This is a genomic window from Sphingobacterium humi (genome assembly GCF_009768885.1).
In the GTDB taxonomy this organism is placed as follows: Bacteria; Bacteroidota; Bacteroidia; order Sphingobacteriales; family Sphingobacteriaceae; genus Sphingobacterium; species Sphingobacterium humi.
On record NZ_WSQA01000007.1, the window covers coordinates 154962 to 172073 of the forward strand.

The 17112-nt window shown below is 41.1% G+C and carries 12 protein-coding genes; all 12 read right to left on the reverse strand.

Annotated elements, in window-relative coordinates:
- Positions 1-9: 9 nt before the first annotated feature.
- The 12 genes from GQF63_RS11185 to GQF63_RS11240 all read right to left on the reverse strand — a co-directional run bounded on the left by GQF63_RS11185 (position 10) and on the right by GQF63_RS11240 (position 17105).
- Positions 10-1299, reverse strand: coding sequence for a DUF4302 domain-containing protein (locus GQF63_RS11185; protein WP_160369315.1), 1290 nt, complete (start codon positions 1297-1299; stop codon positions 10-12).
- Positions 1300-1306: 7 nt separating this feature from the next.
- Positions 1307-2170, reverse strand: coding sequence for a substrate import-associated zinc metallohydrolase lipoprotein (locus GQF63_RS11190; protein WP_160369316.1), 864 nt, complete (start codon positions 2168-2170; stop codon positions 1307-1309).
- A gap of 2 nt (positions 2171-2172) precedes the next feature.
- Positions 2173-3645 carry a RagB/SusD family nutrient uptake outer membrane protein gene (locus tag GQF63_RS11195; RefSeq protein WP_160369317.1) on the reverse strand — a complete coding sequence of 491 codons (1473 nt, stop codon included), beginning with the start codon at positions 3643-3645 and terminating at the stop codon, positions 2173-2175.
- Positions 3646-3649: 4 nt separating this feature from the next.
- On the reverse strand, positions 3650-7243 hold the full coding sequence (locus GQF63_RS11200; RefSeq protein ID WP_170292231.1) for a SusC/RagA family TonB-linked outer membrane protein: 3594 nt from the start codon (positions 7241-7243) through the stop codon (positions 3650-3652).
- A 261-nt stretch (positions 7244-7504) separates the two neighbouring features.
- Positions 7505-8527 (reverse strand): FecR family protein, encoded by a 1023-nt coding sequence (locus GQF63_RS11205; RefSeq protein ID WP_160369318.1) that lies wholly within the window; start codon positions 8525-8527, stop codon positions 7505-7507.
- A 104-nt stretch (positions 8528-8631) separates the two neighbouring features.
- Positions 8632-9231 carry an RNA polymerase sigma factor gene (locus tag GQF63_RS11210; protein WP_160369319.1) on the reverse strand — a complete coding sequence of 200 codons (600 nt, stop codon included), beginning with the start codon at positions 9229-9231 and terminating at the stop codon, positions 8632-8634.
- Between the two features lie 211 nt (positions 9232-9442).
- On the reverse strand, positions 9443-10831 hold the full coding sequence (locus tag GQF63_RS11215) for a TolC family protein (protein ID WP_160369320.1): 1389 nt from the start codon (positions 10829-10831) through the stop codon (positions 9443-9445).
- On the reverse strand, positions 10801-12960 hold the full coding sequence (locus GQF63_RS11220; RefSeq protein WP_160369321.1) for a peptidase domain-containing ABC transporter: 2160 nt from the start codon (positions 12958-12960) through the stop codon (positions 10801-10803). The genes GQF63_RS11215 and GQF63_RS11220 overlap by 31 nt, the downstream gene beginning before the upstream one ends.
- Positions 12961-13902, reverse strand: a complete 942-nt coding sequence (locus GQF63_RS11225) for an HlyD family secretion protein (RefSeq protein WP_212592549.1) — start codon at positions 13900-13902, stop codon at positions 12961-12963.
- A gap of 284 nt (positions 13903-14186) precedes the next feature.
- Positions 14187-14354 carry a hypothetical protein gene (locus GQF63_RS11230; protein ID WP_160369323.1) on the reverse strand — a complete coding sequence of 56 codons (168 nt, stop codon included), beginning with the start codon at positions 14352-14354 and terminating at the stop codon, positions 14187-14189.
- Between the two features lie 384 nt (positions 14355-14738).
- Positions 14739-15836 carry a peptidase associated/transthyretin-like domain-containing protein gene (locus tag GQF63_RS11235; protein ID WP_160369324.1) on the reverse strand — a complete coding sequence of 366 codons (1098 nt, stop codon included), beginning with the start codon at positions 15834-15836 and terminating at the stop codon, positions 14739-14741.
- 96 nt (positions 15837-15932) lie between these two features.
- A complete protein-coding gene (locus GQF63_RS11240; protein ID WP_160369325.1) occupies positions 15933-17105 on the reverse strand; it encodes a calcium:cation antiporter in 1173 nt (390 codons plus the stop codon).
- Between the last annotated feature and the right edge of the window lie 7 nt (positions 17106-17112).

Consider the following 17112-nt stretch of genomic DNA (forward strand, 5'->3'; position numbering starts at 1 on the left):
TGCTAAATATTAATTGAATCGTATCCAGAGTTGGGAATCTGCAACAGACACCAGATCGTATCCTGTTGTTGCTGTTCGATAGACATAAAATCCTTCAGGCCTTAAAATCTGTTGGGTCATTTGTTGCACTTTATTGTATAGCTCATCAGTTACTGTGCTGGCGTTGTTTGCATCATAACCCAATAAATTGGTAAAGCGCATGACGCCTTGCGCATCTATTTGCGTTTTAAAACCTGGTCCGAAATAGTTTTGTCCATTATTATAAAGCAGGTAAAACACATCCGTGCCATCGATATACCGGCGTGGAATAAATTGCAGGCCAGCATAACCCTTGATATCTTGCAAATGCAACACATCTTCAACGCCCTTATAGAAAAAGCCGGTAGGCGAATAATATTGGTATTTCGCTATGTACATATGCGTAGCGTCCATGGGATAGCGAGATAAAGGGGCTGCTTGGTTTTTGAGTTCCGCATTTTCTGTTCCGATTAAAAATGTTCCAGCCCCTAAAGGAGTATTCAAGTTAAAATTCGTTAAGGTTTGATAGCTCGATGGCCCAATTTGAAAAGGTGTTTTCAATTGTATGCCATTGGCCGTAACGGCAAATTCAGATATAAAACGGATGCTATCTTGAGCTCCAATTCCACGAAACGACACCGTATGCAGCTGTCTGTTCAGCGTAAATTGAAAACTATGCCCTCCAAAAGACACCTTATTGTAGTAGTAATTAAACTGATCGAATTTTGATAGATGCTGTTGGTTGTAATGATATACCTGTTGTATAAATTCATCCCCTTGTTGCGCTGTAGCCCGTACAAGCAATAATTCACTGCCATTTAAATTTCCTTTGAGCTGAATAGAATCTTGCGACACCTTCAAAATGGAGAATTCGAAATCAGCATAGCGTCCTTTACCGGCAATACCTCCAGCTACTTGCGGGTTTGGATCGGAAAGTAAATGCATATAGGTATAAGTATCGAAAAATAAGGAGGGCACCTGGGTAGCCTTTAGGCGATAGGAACTTTCCATGGCCGTGCTGGCTGTATTCGCATTCAGGTCGGCATACATATTGACACGGTTCTCGGTATTGAACTTCATCTTGAAGGTATAACCACCTCCGGATTTCGGAAATAAATAAGCTATCCATCCATTTTCCGCAGCACTAAGCTGTTCAGAATAGGCATCTAGCTGTTCCTGCAATTTGACATCCGGGCGTAGACCTTTGAAATCATTCTTGGTCTGGCAGGCTGTCAAGCTGCAGCAAATAAAGAGTACGATACTATAAATCAGTCTTTTCATGGATGTGCTAATCTTGTGTTATTTTATTAATTCCGGCTTTAACCTCAGCTTGCAATTGCCGGAAGTCTATGCCAAAGTCTTTGTAATATTGCACCACCAGTTCTTCCTTCCGTCTAAAGGTGAGCTCCTGTTCCGGGTTATCTTCAATGACCTGATCGTAGGCCTCCTGCCCTTCTACCAATAGCGTAGAAATTGTTTCTACAAAATCTTCCTTCTCCGAAGATTTGGCATAAGCGGTAATCAGCCCTTGGGCATTGGCTTGTGCATTGTTGGTATTGAACCAGGTGGCGGTGTACCATTGCGAACTTAGGCCTCGCCATTCCTGGGGAATAGCAATATGTTGATGGAGGATATGCGCAAATTCGTGATGGATGGTATGCATCATCCGGATCACTTCTTGCCGGTTCTTTTTCGCAAAGTAATTGATGACAAAGAGGGTAATCTTGTTGCCCCCCTCGGCCGTTCCTAATACGATTGTTCCATTTTCCTGATATTCAGGAGACCCAACTAATACATACTTTAGAATCTGGTATTTCCGCAAGAAATCATCCCCTGCCACCTTTTCATAAGGTGCCATCCAGATCGCTTTCACTGTTTCCATGACGGGAATGACTTTGGATTCCATTGGAGGTACTAACGTTTTATTGTAATTCACCTCATAGGGGTCCCATTTGTATTTTACCTCGATATTATAGGGCAATACAAAATTCTCGAACAAGTAATCATCAATTGCTGATCGCGACCAATCATCGCCGCCTAAGCCTATGATTGGCTGCTCGGGCAACTGTTCGTTTTTACTACAGGCCAGGAACAACTGGCTAATCCATAGCAGCAATAACAATCGTAAAACAGGTATATAGTTTATGTTCATTTTTATCTTGGATTAGTTTCCATACCAGACATTGCGACTTCTTTGGGAATTTGCAATACGCGTCTTAAATCGTTCGATCCTAACAAATGTTCTTCTTGGCCATCTTTGGTTTTATGCAATACGGGCAAGCGATGCCTCAGGATGTCGAGATAGCGCATGCCCTCAAAAATGTATTCCCGACGCTTGAAATCTAATGCTGCATTTACAATGCAGTATTTTAAATCAGGTTGCTGATAAAAACTGATTAGTTTTGCGGCATTAATTTCGTGGGACTTTGCATAGTAATAAGGGTTATTCTGCGAAGCAAATACTTTCTTACTGGCAAACACATTGAGGTCGGCAATGGCTTCATCTGTCCGCCCTTCCATAGCGAGTGCTTCAGCTCGATTTAAGAGCACTTCCTCTGCAGAAAATAATGGAATCATATTGTAGGAGTATCCGAAATTGGCATTGAGGCCTGAGCGTACGAAATGAGTTTTGAACTTGGGAATGTTGAAGGAAGTCTCTTGTCCAAAAATAGTATAGGCAAAGGAACCGCCGGTCACATTCCTACTAAAGAATAGCTCGGCTAAAATATCGGCAGTAAGGCCAAAGCGGAAGCCCGGGAAAGAACCTCCCCAACTAGAAATCGATTCTACTAATAAAATATTGGCCGGATTATCGGCTCTCGTGTATTCGGCTTGTCGTTCATAGTATTCCATACTGCGGAAAGCCGTTTGGTTAATTGGGCGTAGCCTGCTGCTAAAATCACCGTCTGTAAACACTTGAGACGCATGTTCAATAACTTTCCCATATTCTTTTTTAAACAGGTAAAACCTAGCAGCAAAGGCATGCGCAGCCGACCGTGTAAAATGATATTTAGGGGCTTTGTATTTGGAGTCATTGAGTAATGGCAAACCAGTTAATAAGTCCTGTTCAATCATTTGATAAACATAGGCTACCGTTTTGCGTTCATATTTAAGTAATAGCTGCTCTTCTGGCTCTGTTACATAAGGGATGCCTGGATCGGTATCTGCAGTAAGTCTATCGTATGTGTTAGCGAAAAAGACGGCCAACATAAAGTGAGCATAGGCTCTAGCAACCAAGGCTTCTCCTTTTTGAGCTTGATAGCGTTCCGGATCATCAACTGTGGCAATATAAGCGAGGGCACGGTTTGCTGCTGCAATGGCTTCATAAGAGCCATACCAAAAGAAATCGGGGGTATCTTGATTCCTGGATCGGATATCGGAAAAAGTCCAGGCATCGAAGTTGATAAAGGTCATGCTTCCCATTCCAGCTCCTTTATCTCCCGCATTATCGGACATCGTTTCGGCGAAAGGAAAATAGTTCGCTTTTGGATAAGCGGAAGTCAAGAGCTCCGATATTTTCTCTGGAGAATCCAATACGGCCCTTTGATCTGGTGCTTCCTCCAAATACTTCTCACATCCTACCATTAGGATACTATAGAATGCTATATAGATATATTTCAACTTCATAATGCTACAAGGAGGTTTTAATGGATAGGGTAAATTGTCTTGGAATCGGCAAGGCCACACCCCCTGAGCCATAAAACTCAGGGTCTTGGCCATTTAATTTTTTATCTGCGTAAATCAGGTATAGGTTATTACCCACTACACTTAAGGACAGCTTATTCAGTCCCCATCTATTGATTAATTTATGTGGTATTTCATAGTTTAAACTGACTTGTTTTAAGCGAACAAATCCACCATCGGCAACTCTTTCCGTAGAATAGTTGTAAGATTGGTAAGCAGAACCCTCTAAGCGAGATGCATTTCGCATCTCGACAATAGAAGGCACTTGATAGTCATTTGGTAAAACAAAACGGTCTAAGAAATCGCGTGACATGGCTTGTAAATCCGTATACTGATTTTGGAAGATGGCATTCTGCCGAATTTTATTTCCAGCAGAATAGGTAACTAATGCAGATAAAGACAGGTTTTTGTAATTAAACATATTATAAAAACCACCAGTAAATGTAGGATCAATATTACCCTCGTAATTCAGGTAGCCGGTTTCATAGCTTTGTAAATAAACATTGGTCGATTTTACGCCCTGTTCATTAATAAAATAGGGAACCCCAGTATTAGGATCTAAATGACTAAAAGGGATGGAAAAAAGCCCACGAACCGGATATCCTACCTTTGCACCTCCGGTATTACCGATAAGGTGAAAAATAAGAGGTTCGTTCAATAAACGAGTAATTTCACCCGTGTTGTAGGCATTGGTTAACTGCATTTTCCATCCCCAATTATCACGCTTAAAAACTTGCGATTTTACCATCAGCTCAATGCCCTGCGACTGCATATCGGCATAATTAGCTAACTTAAAAGCCTCACCACCAATTCCCGATGTACGTATGAGTCCAATCAAATCAAAACCTTGACGTCTATATACATCTACCGTCCATTCTAAGCGACGGTTAAACATGGCTGCATCTACGCCCATATTAAACTCATATTGTTTTTCCCAGGTGAGGTCTTTATTTGGGTTGTTTTCAATATTTAACACCGGTTCTACCTCCGACAAATAAGGTCTCTTGGTACTCGCAGAGCGAATAATAAGGGAGGAATTGCGCGCATTGCCCATAGATGCATTAAGGCCGTAAGTAGCACGAAGGGTTAGGGTATTAAAAGCTTTTGAATCTTTTAAGAAGGCCTCCTCATCCAAATTCCACGAGCCCGAGATATTCCAGGTCGGTAGCCAACGTGCAGTAGTTGATTGCCCCATTTGATTGGAACCGTCATAACGGACTGTTCCATTCAACTGATACTTTCCGAGAAAGGAGTAAGCAGCATTCCCAGCAAATGCTAAGTAACGATCATGAAAGGTCGCCATTTGATAATAGGTACTACTGCCCTCCACTTCTCTTTTTATCGCATTCGGATCGACATACGCTGTTCCACCGCGATCAAACTGATAGCCATATCCAGTGAAGGTTTTTCCTACGCGATCTAAGAATCGGAGTTCTTGGGATAGGAATAACCGTAAGGTATGCCTGAAATTGAAACTCTGCGTCCAATCCAAGGAGTTTCGGAAATAGAAACTCTTCAGGTTATCTCCATTGGTGGTATAGAAACCACCATAGGGCAACACAGATACAGGTCTGGAATCAGGATCTGCGGGATCTGTATATAAGAATTTATTGCGATCGGCAATCGTGGCATTTTCCGGCCCTCCTGCATAGATAGTGCCGGCACGATAAGCCATCGGCATATTGGATTGCTCTCTAATTTTATGTTCATTTTCCGTATTTACATAACGGTAAGAACCTACAAATGAATAATTGATATCTTTAGGTAAACGGTACTTTGCTTCCCCCTGCACCTTAAGATCTAGCATTCGCAGTTCAATGGTATTGTTTTGCAATTCATTGATAATATTGAATGGTGCATAATTCATGGTAAAATATTCCAGGCTATTTTGTTGATCATAAGGCGTCAAGGTGCGCGTAGTATTCAACGCATAACTAAAAGGATTGATATCAAAATCACGAGACACCTCTCCAGTTACCGGATTACTTTGCCTTCCCAAAGAACCTGGTGTCAGCTGATCGCGGATCGAGGCCGTCGTAATTAACCCGACAGAAAACTTCGGACTGATTGAAAAATCAGAACGTACATTTGCTGTATAACGATCGGCCTTGTCACCTAACGACCATCCATTATCACGTAGATAGGATGTTGAGAAATATTGCTGACTTTTCTCTGTTCCTGATGAAAGGCTTAAGGAGTGTTCTTGCATCAAGGAATTCTTAAATAAAATATCAAACCAATCTGTATTTGCATAGACATAGCGCTCTAAAAAAGCTTTCCGTCCGCTTACAGAGTTTTCTACCACTGCAGTTCCATCTTCATTAAATCGAAGCGATTGTGCCAACTTTGTATAAACACCTCCATTCGGATTATTGGCTAAATCCGTATAATCTAACCAACCTTTTCGCTCCATTTCAGCGAATATGGACATCTGGTCATATGAATTCACAATATCAAACTGTTGGTATCCTGGCTTCATATAGGAGCTATAATTTCCGGAATAGGAAAGCGCTGCTCGGGCACCTGCTTTCCCCCTCTTGGTTGTAATTAACACCACCCCATTCATCGCTCTGGCACCATACAAAGAGGTTGCAGCCACATCTTTTAAGATTTGAAAGGACTCAATGTCGTCCGCGTTCAATCCTGCTACAGAAGAACCTAATAAGGTATTCGGATCACCTGAAGATAGCTGCTCATTGGAGATATTGATGACATCTTCTAAGATGACTCCATCTACAACCCATAAAGGCTTATTATCTCCCGTAATCGAAGTAGACCCTCGAACCCTTATTTTAGGTGCTGCGCCGAATGTTCCCGACACATTTTGGACGGAAACACCGGCCGCTTGCCCTTCCAGCATCCGACTAACATCTGGAACACCTGGGCGTTGAACATCCTCAGCATTAATTTTAACTGCAGCACCTGTAAATTTCTTTCGATCAATATTCTGGTAGCCGGTATTAATTACTACCACATCCAACTCCTTTACAAGGGAAGAAAGGGTTACTTGGATATAATCCTGACCGCTATATACCATTTCCTTTTCCAAGTAACCCAGATATTTAAAATATAACACATCTTGGGGGGCTCCCATTATGCTAAATTCTCCTGCTTGATTGCTCGAGGTCATTGTTTTCTTTCCCCTGATACCAATGGATACGCCTGACAATGGTTTTCCATCAATCGACTTTACTATTCCACGAATTGACTTCTGCTGAACTTTGGGGTGCGGTTCAATGACTATCCGATCATCAAATAAGGAGTAGGTAATATTCTTCCCTCTAAAGAGTTGATCTAATACTTCTTTCATAGTCCGATTATTCATAACCATACTCACATTCTCCAACAAATCGGGATGTTGACTATAAATAAAGCGGATCTTTGTTTGTCGACTAAGCTCTTTTAAGATAGCCGTACGAGACAAGTTCTCTACATTTATGCTAGCTTGTCTATCAAGGATTCCTTGTGCATTAAGGTTGTCGGCCATACAAATATTCAATAGGAATACTATCGCCGAAATAGTTGCTACCGATAATCGCATAATTTTATAAATTATGTACAGCCGTTGGCTATTTTCGTAAATTATTGTATTTTTATGCACTTGAAATCTAATTAGTTAGATGTTGTTCAAACAAAGGACTTCCACTCCCTTGGACAACAAGAGTTCAACATGGGGATACATTTTATGTATCCCTTTAATAATTCCTGAATTACCTTTTAGCTAAGAGGTTCGTAGATTAAAACCCTCGCTGAGGCATATTTGAAATGCAATCATTCTATACATCGGGTAGATTTTAAAGGTTTATAATATTATTTTGGCTATTTTATTACTCGTCCAATCCACTTTACTTTGGGTAGATTGAGATATACTTGCCAATACCTTACGAATAGGATCCGTTCGGTAAAATATGGCTGTTATTTTATGTTGTTTTGACTTGGGATTATTCACCTGAATTTCAACGCCATAAATCTGACTAATACGGAATAATGCATCAGATAGCGGTGTTTCAGCAAATTCAAGGTTCCCTGTTTTATAGTATTCAGCAGACAGATTATTGCTCAACTGTTTCTTGATTAAGGTGCCTTGGCGGTCGTCATATTCTACCGCTTCATTTGGCACTAGAATTACATCGGCTATATTCTCCTTTTCTTGCATTTCTTGCTCGGCATGAACGGCTATCTTTCCTTCAATTAAAGAAATGGACTTATTGTGCAATTCTTTATACGCTTGGATGTGGAAACTTGTTCCGAGCACCTTTGTTTGCAGTTTTTCCATTTTTATAAAAAAAGGACATTGTGGGTTTTTTGTCACTTCAAAAAAACCGTCCCCCTCGAACTGAACTGTTCGACTTGCAACAGCACCAAATCGTTTCGGATATTGCAAGGAACTTCCGCCCTGCATCCAAACGGCTGTCCCATCAGAGAGTACAATTTTCTTACTCTCTCCAACTGGAACCTTTAATGACAACCATTCTTGCTGTTCCTGCTGTTGAATCTGCTCTTGTTTCCAATATTCCTGATATACATATACCATTGCGGCAGAAGCGAGACTAATTACTAAGGAAGCTGCAATCCATGAATATTTACCTATTTTATGGCGGCCTGGCAATTTCTGAATCTTTGTAGCTGATTGGTTATCTAAAATAATGGCGTCAAAAAGCTCCGCTACGAAAATATCCTTTTGCGCTGTCGGCAAATTGTCCCATTGGCTAACTTCAGACAGTGTTGATGTCGAAAGCCAATTTTCAATCCATTGCCTTTCTTCATCGGTACAGCAGTCTGTTATATACCGCTCCAGGAGATTTTCAAATTCATTTAAGCTCATGTTATTAGGTTCTTTATACTAGCTAAGACACATGAACACAAATAAGTACTATAGGAATTTTGATTTTTTTTTAAAATATTATAAAATAGAGCTTAAAACAGCTTTTAGTGTGCTGTACAAAGATTTATGATCACGATGATCATAAAAATAAAAGTAGTCAACCAGAGAAGGATAACTCTTCTTACTACCGTTCTGATAATGTTCATTGCGGTGTTAAGCTGATTCTTCACGGTTTGCTCAGAAATATTCAATTGCTCAGAAATCTCTTTATGACTTAGGTTTGCCTCCTTACTTAAGAGATAGATCTCGCGTACCTTAGGAGGCATCTTTGATTTCGCCTTTTCAATAAGGTCTTGCAGCTCCTTATATTCTACAAAGCTATCAGGCCCTTGGTAAAATTGATGATCCATTTTAATAAGGTGATTGGAATAGGCGGTCTTATAGCTGTTTTTGCGATAATGGTTAATGATGCGCTTATTTAATGAACTGTACAAATAAGCCTTTAAAGAATACTTTACATCTATCTCTTGCCTTTTTTCCCAAATATTGGTAAACAGATCATGAATCAAATCTTTCGCTTCTTCTAAAGACTCAACCCGTTGTGCTGCATATTGAACCAAGACCTTTACATATTTTTGATATATACATTGATAGGCATCATCATTGCCGCTCTTGAAATCGTTGAACAAGGCTAAATCTTTCAAATTAGATTAATTGGTACACAGATAGATTAGCAGTAAATATAAATAATAGAAGAAAAGAACAAAACAATAAAATAAATAATGTTATAATTTTTATCCTAATAACAGTTTAAATAAACTAAAATTTAATATTTATTGATTTTTGTAACTTTTACAAAGAGGTTTTCCGCCTGAATGAAGATATCAGGAGAAGTGATTAATAATCAAAAAACACCTACTTAAAATAAATCCTCAACATTTCCTTTCGCAGTTCATTTTCCACCTTCAACTTAGCCAGGTTCATTTCATTATTAAACAAATCCACCCGCGATTTATTCAGGTCATACATATTCACCACACCCGACTCATAGGCCTTCATCGACATCTCAAACACCTCCTTAGAAATTTCGATGCGCTCTTCAGCGATGTTTATCATGCCACGGGTTTGGTTATAGGCCATGATTTCAGCATGAATCTTCCCCTTCAGTTCATTTTCCAAATGGGCGATAGCATTCAGTTGCCGCTCTTCGTTATACCTCGATTGCTGAACCATACTTCGGTCAGCATAGCGGTTTACGATAGGAATCGCCAAACGGATTCCCACCCGATTGATGACATTGTTTTTCCATTGTTCCAGGATGGGATCCCGAACAGCATCGCTATTGTTTCGGTGGATAAAGTTTGTACCCAAGGCATAATAGCCGTATAGCTTAGGCTTTAGGTTCGCCTTAAACAGTTTAGTATCCTCCTGAACCGAAATCAGCCGGCTCTTTTCGGCCTGCACGGCGGCATATTGCTGAATCGTTTCCTCCACTTGATCTGTTGGGAAAATCGCCGCAGCGGGCGATGCCTCGGCTAACACATCCTTCACCAGCGCCTGCGTAATCGGCACATCGACTTGCAGAAAATTAAGCAATAGAAAAACGGTCTTATCCAAGTTCAGCTTTTTTGCGGCCAATTCATACAGCCCTTGATTATACTCCTGCTTGGCCTGCGCCAGTTCAAATTTGGTAATTACCCCCACTTCAAATTTCCGGGTCGACTGCTGCAATAACTGCGCAAGATTGTCCACATTCTCTTGCGCGATGGCCAGCATTTGCTGGTTCAACAACACCTCAAAATAATGCTCATAAAGCTTCATCAGCACCTTATTCTTTACTTCCTGCTGCTCAAATTGCGCTGTTAGCAATTCAAAACTACGCTGCTGCTCACGCAAGGCCTGCGCCCCAAAATTATAGAGCAGCATACTCGTTTCCAGGCCCATTTCATTGCTAAAATCTGTATATAACTTGCGAAAATTCTGACTCGGATTATCCGGTGTTGGAGCCAACTCCGACTTGTATAGGTACTCATACAGAATATCCATTTCCCGATTACGGGGGTAGGCATTAAAATAATTGTTAAAGTAAGCCTCAACACTTGGAATCCAATACTTTTCTGCGGCCTTTAACTTCTCTTCCGAGAGCTGCACAACGATCCTTGCATCCCGGATTTCATAATGATTCGAAAGGGCAATCTCCTTGCATTTAGCCAGCGTAAATACTGTCGTATCCTGCGCCAACAAGCCCTTCCAAAACAGGATCAAGCCAAAAATTAAGACAATGCTAACCCTTGTTTTCGCCATAGTGAAGCATACTTTTCATTTTTCGCCAATAATTCCTGGTGTGTTCCCTCTTCAATTAAAGCCCCGTCTTCAATCACAATAATCTTGTCAGCCGCTGCGATGGTACTCAAGCGATGCGCAATCACAATCATGGTTTTCCCTTGTTCCTTAAACTTCCGGAGCGCCGCCTGCACAAAACTCTCCGCATCGGAATCTAAGGAAGAAGTAGCTTCATCCAGAATCAGGATTTCCGGATCCCGATAGAGTGCCCGTGCAATTGCGATGCGTTGCTTTTGTCCGCCAGATAACAAGGCACCATCTTCACCGAGGTGCGTTTGAAAACCATTCGGTAAGCTTTCAATAAAACTTAAGATCCCGATATCCTTGCTGATGGCAATAATGCGTTCCATATCCGGATGCTCATCCCCTAGCGCAATATTATCAATCACGTTTCCCGAGAAGAGGTGGATTTGCTGCGGCACGGCCGCTACCAACTTCCGCAGGGAGTAATTAGAAATATACTTGATATCATATTCGCCGATTTGAATTTTCCCTTCCTGCAAAGGGTAAAGGTTTTGCAGGAGGTTAGAAATGGTGCTTTTACCCGATCCACTTTCGCCTATCAGTGCGGTAATTTTCCCTTTCTCAAAGGTACAGGAGAAATCTTCGAACACATCGCGTCGGGTGCCATAAGAAAAACTGATATGCTCCAGGCGCACATCCCCAATCTGGGAAGGTTTCAGATCAAATTTCTCTAGGGTTTCCTCGCGCTCTAGGTCCATAATTTCAAACAAGCGGTCAGAAGCGATCAAAGCACTCTGGATCGTTTTGTTTGCATTCACCAAACTGCTTATTGGCCCTGTTAAATAGCCTATTAAGGCATAAAAAGACAAGAGTTCGCCAGCTGTAATTTCCTTATTGATTACGAAATATGCCCCTACCCAAATCAGAATAATGGTAAAAATGCGGGAGATAACCTCCGTTGATTTCCCGGAAAACAGCACATTCTTCATCGAGCGATAAACCGATTTCAACAATCGATCAAAAGCATTATCGGTTTTATTTTTCTGAAAACCCTCCACGCCAAATTGTTTTACGGTTTTCATCGCATTCAACGATTCCACCAATTGGCTTTGCAACACTGCAGAATCCTCCATTACCTTCCGCTCCACCTGCTTGTTCAAGCGATTCACAACCACATACACCAACACATATAAGGGTATGGACAATAGCATAATCGTTGCCAAGCGCCAATGGTAAGTAAACATAACAGCAAAGCTGAACAGAATGGTGAAGAAATGAACCAATAGCTCTACGGAAACATCATTGATAAAACTTCGGATTTTAACCGCATCGTTAATGCGGGAGGTGATCTCACCAATCTTCATGGTATCAAAAAAGCGCTGCGGCAAATCCAACAAATGCTTATAGTAGCCTAATATCAAATGCCGATCGATTTTCTGACCGGTCTGAAAAATATAGAGTTCTTGTAAATAGCCGATAATGATCTGGAAGAACAGGATAATAAGCATGCCTACCGACAATAGATTCAGCAAGCGCAGATTCCCATCAATCAGCACATAATCGGTTATTTTTTGAATATATATGGCCATAGAAAGGCCCAATACCGTATACACAATCGCACCTAGCAAACTCTGGAAGAGGATAGATCGATGCGGCTGAATTAAGGCCACAAAGCGCCTAAACCGACTAACCCTTTCGTTTTTAGCTTCAAAATATTCATTCGGCTCCGCAAGAATCAATACTCCGGTCCACATCGTATTAAACTCCTCCTGACTCATTTCCTGCATTTCTCCAAACTCAGGATCCATGAATTTAACCTTGCCCCTGCGCACCTGATAAACCACTACATAATGCAGATGAACTTGATTTTTGACCACATGGGCAATGGCAGGCAAAGGCACCCCATCCAGATAAAGTTCTTCCGCTTTCACGCCCTTGGCCTTAAAGCCCATCTTCTCCAAACCAACCACGAGTCCTAGGGCATTGGTGCCACGGGTATCGGTATGGCAGATCTGCCGTATTTTCGCAATAGGTAAATAGAGGTCATAATAGGCTCCTATCGAGGCTAAGCAAGCGGCACCACAGTCTTTTAAATCCTGCTGTTTTACACGTATTCCTTTCTTCATCTAGCCGAGATTAGGGTTCAACCAATTGTCAACCTTGTCGAATAAAAGCTGCCACAGCGTTCTATCTAACAAATAAAACCGCACATTAACCGTCATGCCCTTTTCTATATGTCCTTTGTAGCCATTTTTCAATTGTAAATAAGGCGCATCCATGTTGCAATACACCACAAAAAATGGCGCCTTGTCGTTTTCCGTAAAACGCAGGTTCTTTTGTATTTCGAAGACCTCACCCGTGAGCAAACCCCATTGATTGTAATTAAAAGTTTCGATCTGCGCTTTTATCGGTTGTTTTTCCCGGATAAAGCCAATATCGCGAGGCGATACCTGGGCTTCAATGACTAAGGAGGCTTCGGGTGAAATAACACCAATTTGGGTTCCCGGCGTAACAAAGGCATTAAGTTGGATGCCTGAAAAATCAACCAGCCGACCATCTACCGGACTGGTGATGACATGGTTTGCAATCTGCCGTTGTGTGGTATTTATTTCACGTCTATTTTCGCGTAGCGTACGTTCAAGATCGCGCTTTTCCACTTGCCAGGTCGCCAGCTGTTGGGAGTGCGTGTTCTCTAACTGTCGCTTTAGGTTTTCTACTTTATACCGGTTCTTATCGTATTCAGCCTGCGTGTATATCCCTTCTTCAAAAAGCTTTTTGACCCGATCGTAATCACGAACCGCCAAGTCGTACTCCGATTGGATTTGCCCCATCTTTTCCTGATAGGCCGCCACCTGCTGCTGATAAACGCCTGTTTGCATGGCCGTCATCTTCCCTGCAGTTAAGCGATTCAAATCAGCTTGCTGGGCGTTAAAGTCTTGAAATTGCCGGCTTTGGTAGGATGCATATTCATGCAGCTGATCGGTATTTAAAACCAATAAGGTATCTCCCTTCTTGAAGACCTGATTGTTGCGCTGAATATTTGATTTTACCACACGCCCTTCTACCATGGATATTATCGGGTTATTACTATTTAAATCATTAACAATGCCGGGAGCGGTTGTTGAGATGGGAACTTTTATGAAGGGTAAGGCTATAAATACAGCCAGAAAAAAGAGAACTAAGATAAGGTAGATACTTCTGCCTCGCATAGAAAACGTTAAGATGGTTTATATATTACAACAAACAAGAGCAGGCATAGGTCCTACTCTTATTCATTATCGAAGAAAAAATGTACTTAGCACATCTTAAAAATAAAGCCCTGCAATTATCAAAATAAAGGAGGACTTGAGACTTAATTTGTTCCGGTAATTTTAGCCAGAAAATTAGCAATAAAATCAGTGATCTTATTACCAATAACATTTCCTGTTCTGATAAATAAGGTTAACCATTCTGTAAAACTCATGGTTCCACCTTCTACAGCACGAAGCTCCTCGCTGTTTAAGTCTTTAAAATTTTTCATAGCTTAATGGTTTTGAATTAATAGTGTTTTTTGTGTGTGATATCATACAAATTTAGAGGATTAAACTTTCCGCTAAACTTAATACCAAGAGAAAAATAATCTTGTAGAAATACACCTACAAGCACCTCTAAGGCAGATTAATAAAACATCAGCTGCTAGCTATCAACTCATAAGGCAACAATTATGCTTAGAAAAGCAGCAATAAAGAACCAAAAAGAAAAGGAATAATGAACCTCCTAATGAAGGCAAAAAGGTATTGCATAAACAACCAAAACAGCACCTTTTAATCTTGACGACAAAGCCTAAAAGCACTCATTTAAGCAGAATAGGTTTACTGTTCCATTCGACCTCAAAAAAGGCTGTTGCTTAATTAATAAGAAACCGTTATTTCAGCTTCAATTCTTGCCCAATTTTACTGGAAATACTACGGATTAAAGATGGAATATCAAAGCGATCTAAGTCCTCCCAAAAGGGGGTATTATAGTCACTTTTTTCTTCCAAAAAGGAGGATCTATTGAGTTCCGGTTTCAAGGCCTTAAATTCTTCATTTGTAATAAAACTTCGCTCCATGACATAGAATTCATGGGAATAATCACGAGGAACGAGTCCATATTTTTTCTGACGCTTGAAGGCGGCAGAAACAGTTACAACGGCACTGTTTAAATCGGCGATATCCGGATCGCTTAAGTTTTTACCCCGATAGGTATGCAAAATAATACTCTTATAAAGCTCTGCTTTTAATCGGAAAAAGCTAATGCTGCGCACTGTGCCAGGGCTAACCAGGTTATAGAAAACTTGCATATTGCCATCTGATCCGAGCTGCGCATAGCCTGCTTGTCTCCCCTCGCGTTCCAAAATTAAGCGGTCGCCAGATTTTATCAGCTTCCCTTCTTCGGCCACCCGAGCCACAATGCTTTTCTTTTGCATAGGCGAAAGCATGGGTTTGAAATAAAACAACTCGCCTTGCGTATCTCTTAATTCCTCATTTGCCACATCATTGGCATATATACGGTATTGATGGATTTGCGTGCGCGGCTTGCCCTTGGTCTTATTGATAGGAATATAATGCGACACGATTCCATCATACAAATATCGCGACCTGTTATTATAGGTTTCGTAATTTCTGAAATAGCCTTTTAACACGACGTAATCAAATTTAGACCGATCAACAATGCCAATTTCCTCAATTGGAATCTGTCGGGGTGCTAAAAGAATGACTTTGGCCTTTTTAAAATCAGCAAAGGAAAGCTCTATATTTTTATAGGCAATATGATTAATCAAGACATCCTTACTAGGAATTGCTTTTAAGGAGTCAAGCTGTATGATGCCCTCCATGTCTGACATCCCTAACAAGGTACCGGAATCGGAGTAAACATTCGCCCCTGCGATTGGCGCCAGACTGATACTATCTTGAATTTTTAGCTGTGCGATGGAATGCAAGCTCCAGGAAACAGCAAGAAAAAGGAGGAATATTCTACGCATTTTTGGCTTGTTTAATAGCAACAAAAATAACAGAAAATATTCCTCCTAATGGAACAATAACCTTTTTTAACAGGTATCCAAACCCTACCCCACTGCCTATGGGTAAAAGATCAGCATAATGAATACAATAAACAGAAGGATATGCATTAAGCCTAATATAGGGGAAGTACGGCGCCCTAAGAACGTCATTAAGCTTAGCAATAAGGTCACAACAAATAGTATAGTTTCATAACCTGCCAATCCGAAACGCACGGTCTTATCGGCTATTAAGCCAACTACCAATACGGCTGGTACGGTCAATCCTACCGTCGAAACAAAGGCACCATGACATAGATTGATGGCCCGTTGGAACTCGTTGTTCAAGGCCGCTTTTACCGCTGTCATAGACTCAGGGGTAAATACAATAATGGCAATTAATACACCGCCTAACAAAGGAGGCAATTGGGCTGCTTTAATTCCAAAATCTACCACTACGGCCATATGATGTGCCAATAAAACAATCGGCAAAATCATACCCAATAATACGATAGACCGAATGAATAATTCTCGGAAATCCTTAGGCGCTGTCAATTGATCTTGGGCAGCAGCTTCCTTTTCTTTTTGCGCTTCGGCATAGCGAATCTCCATCATCCCTACAGCAGGTTGCACATAATGATGGCGATAGGTCGTCATTTGGAAATAAAGGAAAAAACCATACAACACCGCCACCATAGACGACAACACGATAGCCTGCACAAAGGAGAATTCCCCATTTCCAGCACCGGTAATAAAGTTTGGTAGCATCATGGAAATTCCACCCAGCATAATAATCATGCTGTGGTAGGCCAAAGAACCTTGCGCATTATATTCCTGCTCGCCAAATTTTAAGCTTCCTGCCAAGAGACAGAGACCCATCACCAAGTTCATGATAATCATCATCACCGAGAAGATAGAATCTTTCCCAATAGTTGCATTATCACCAGGCCCTAGCATCACCGCAGCAATCAAAATAACTTCAATAGAAACAATGGAAAGAGTAAGGATCAGGGTGCCATAGGGTTCTCCCAGTTTATGAGCCAGTTCATCGGCTTCTTTCACGACGCCGAAGGCCGCAGTAATAATAGTCGCCAAAAGCAGCAAGAAAACAGCAATAGCCGTTCCGGTACTCATCGTGCCCTGCATCACATCATGTCCATAGATGGAAAATAGCAGCACCACTATCCAGGTTATGGCAAGACGTAGCCAAGTTTTTTTCGGTATAATTTCTCCAAGAGTTAATTTTTGTATCATGTTGTTG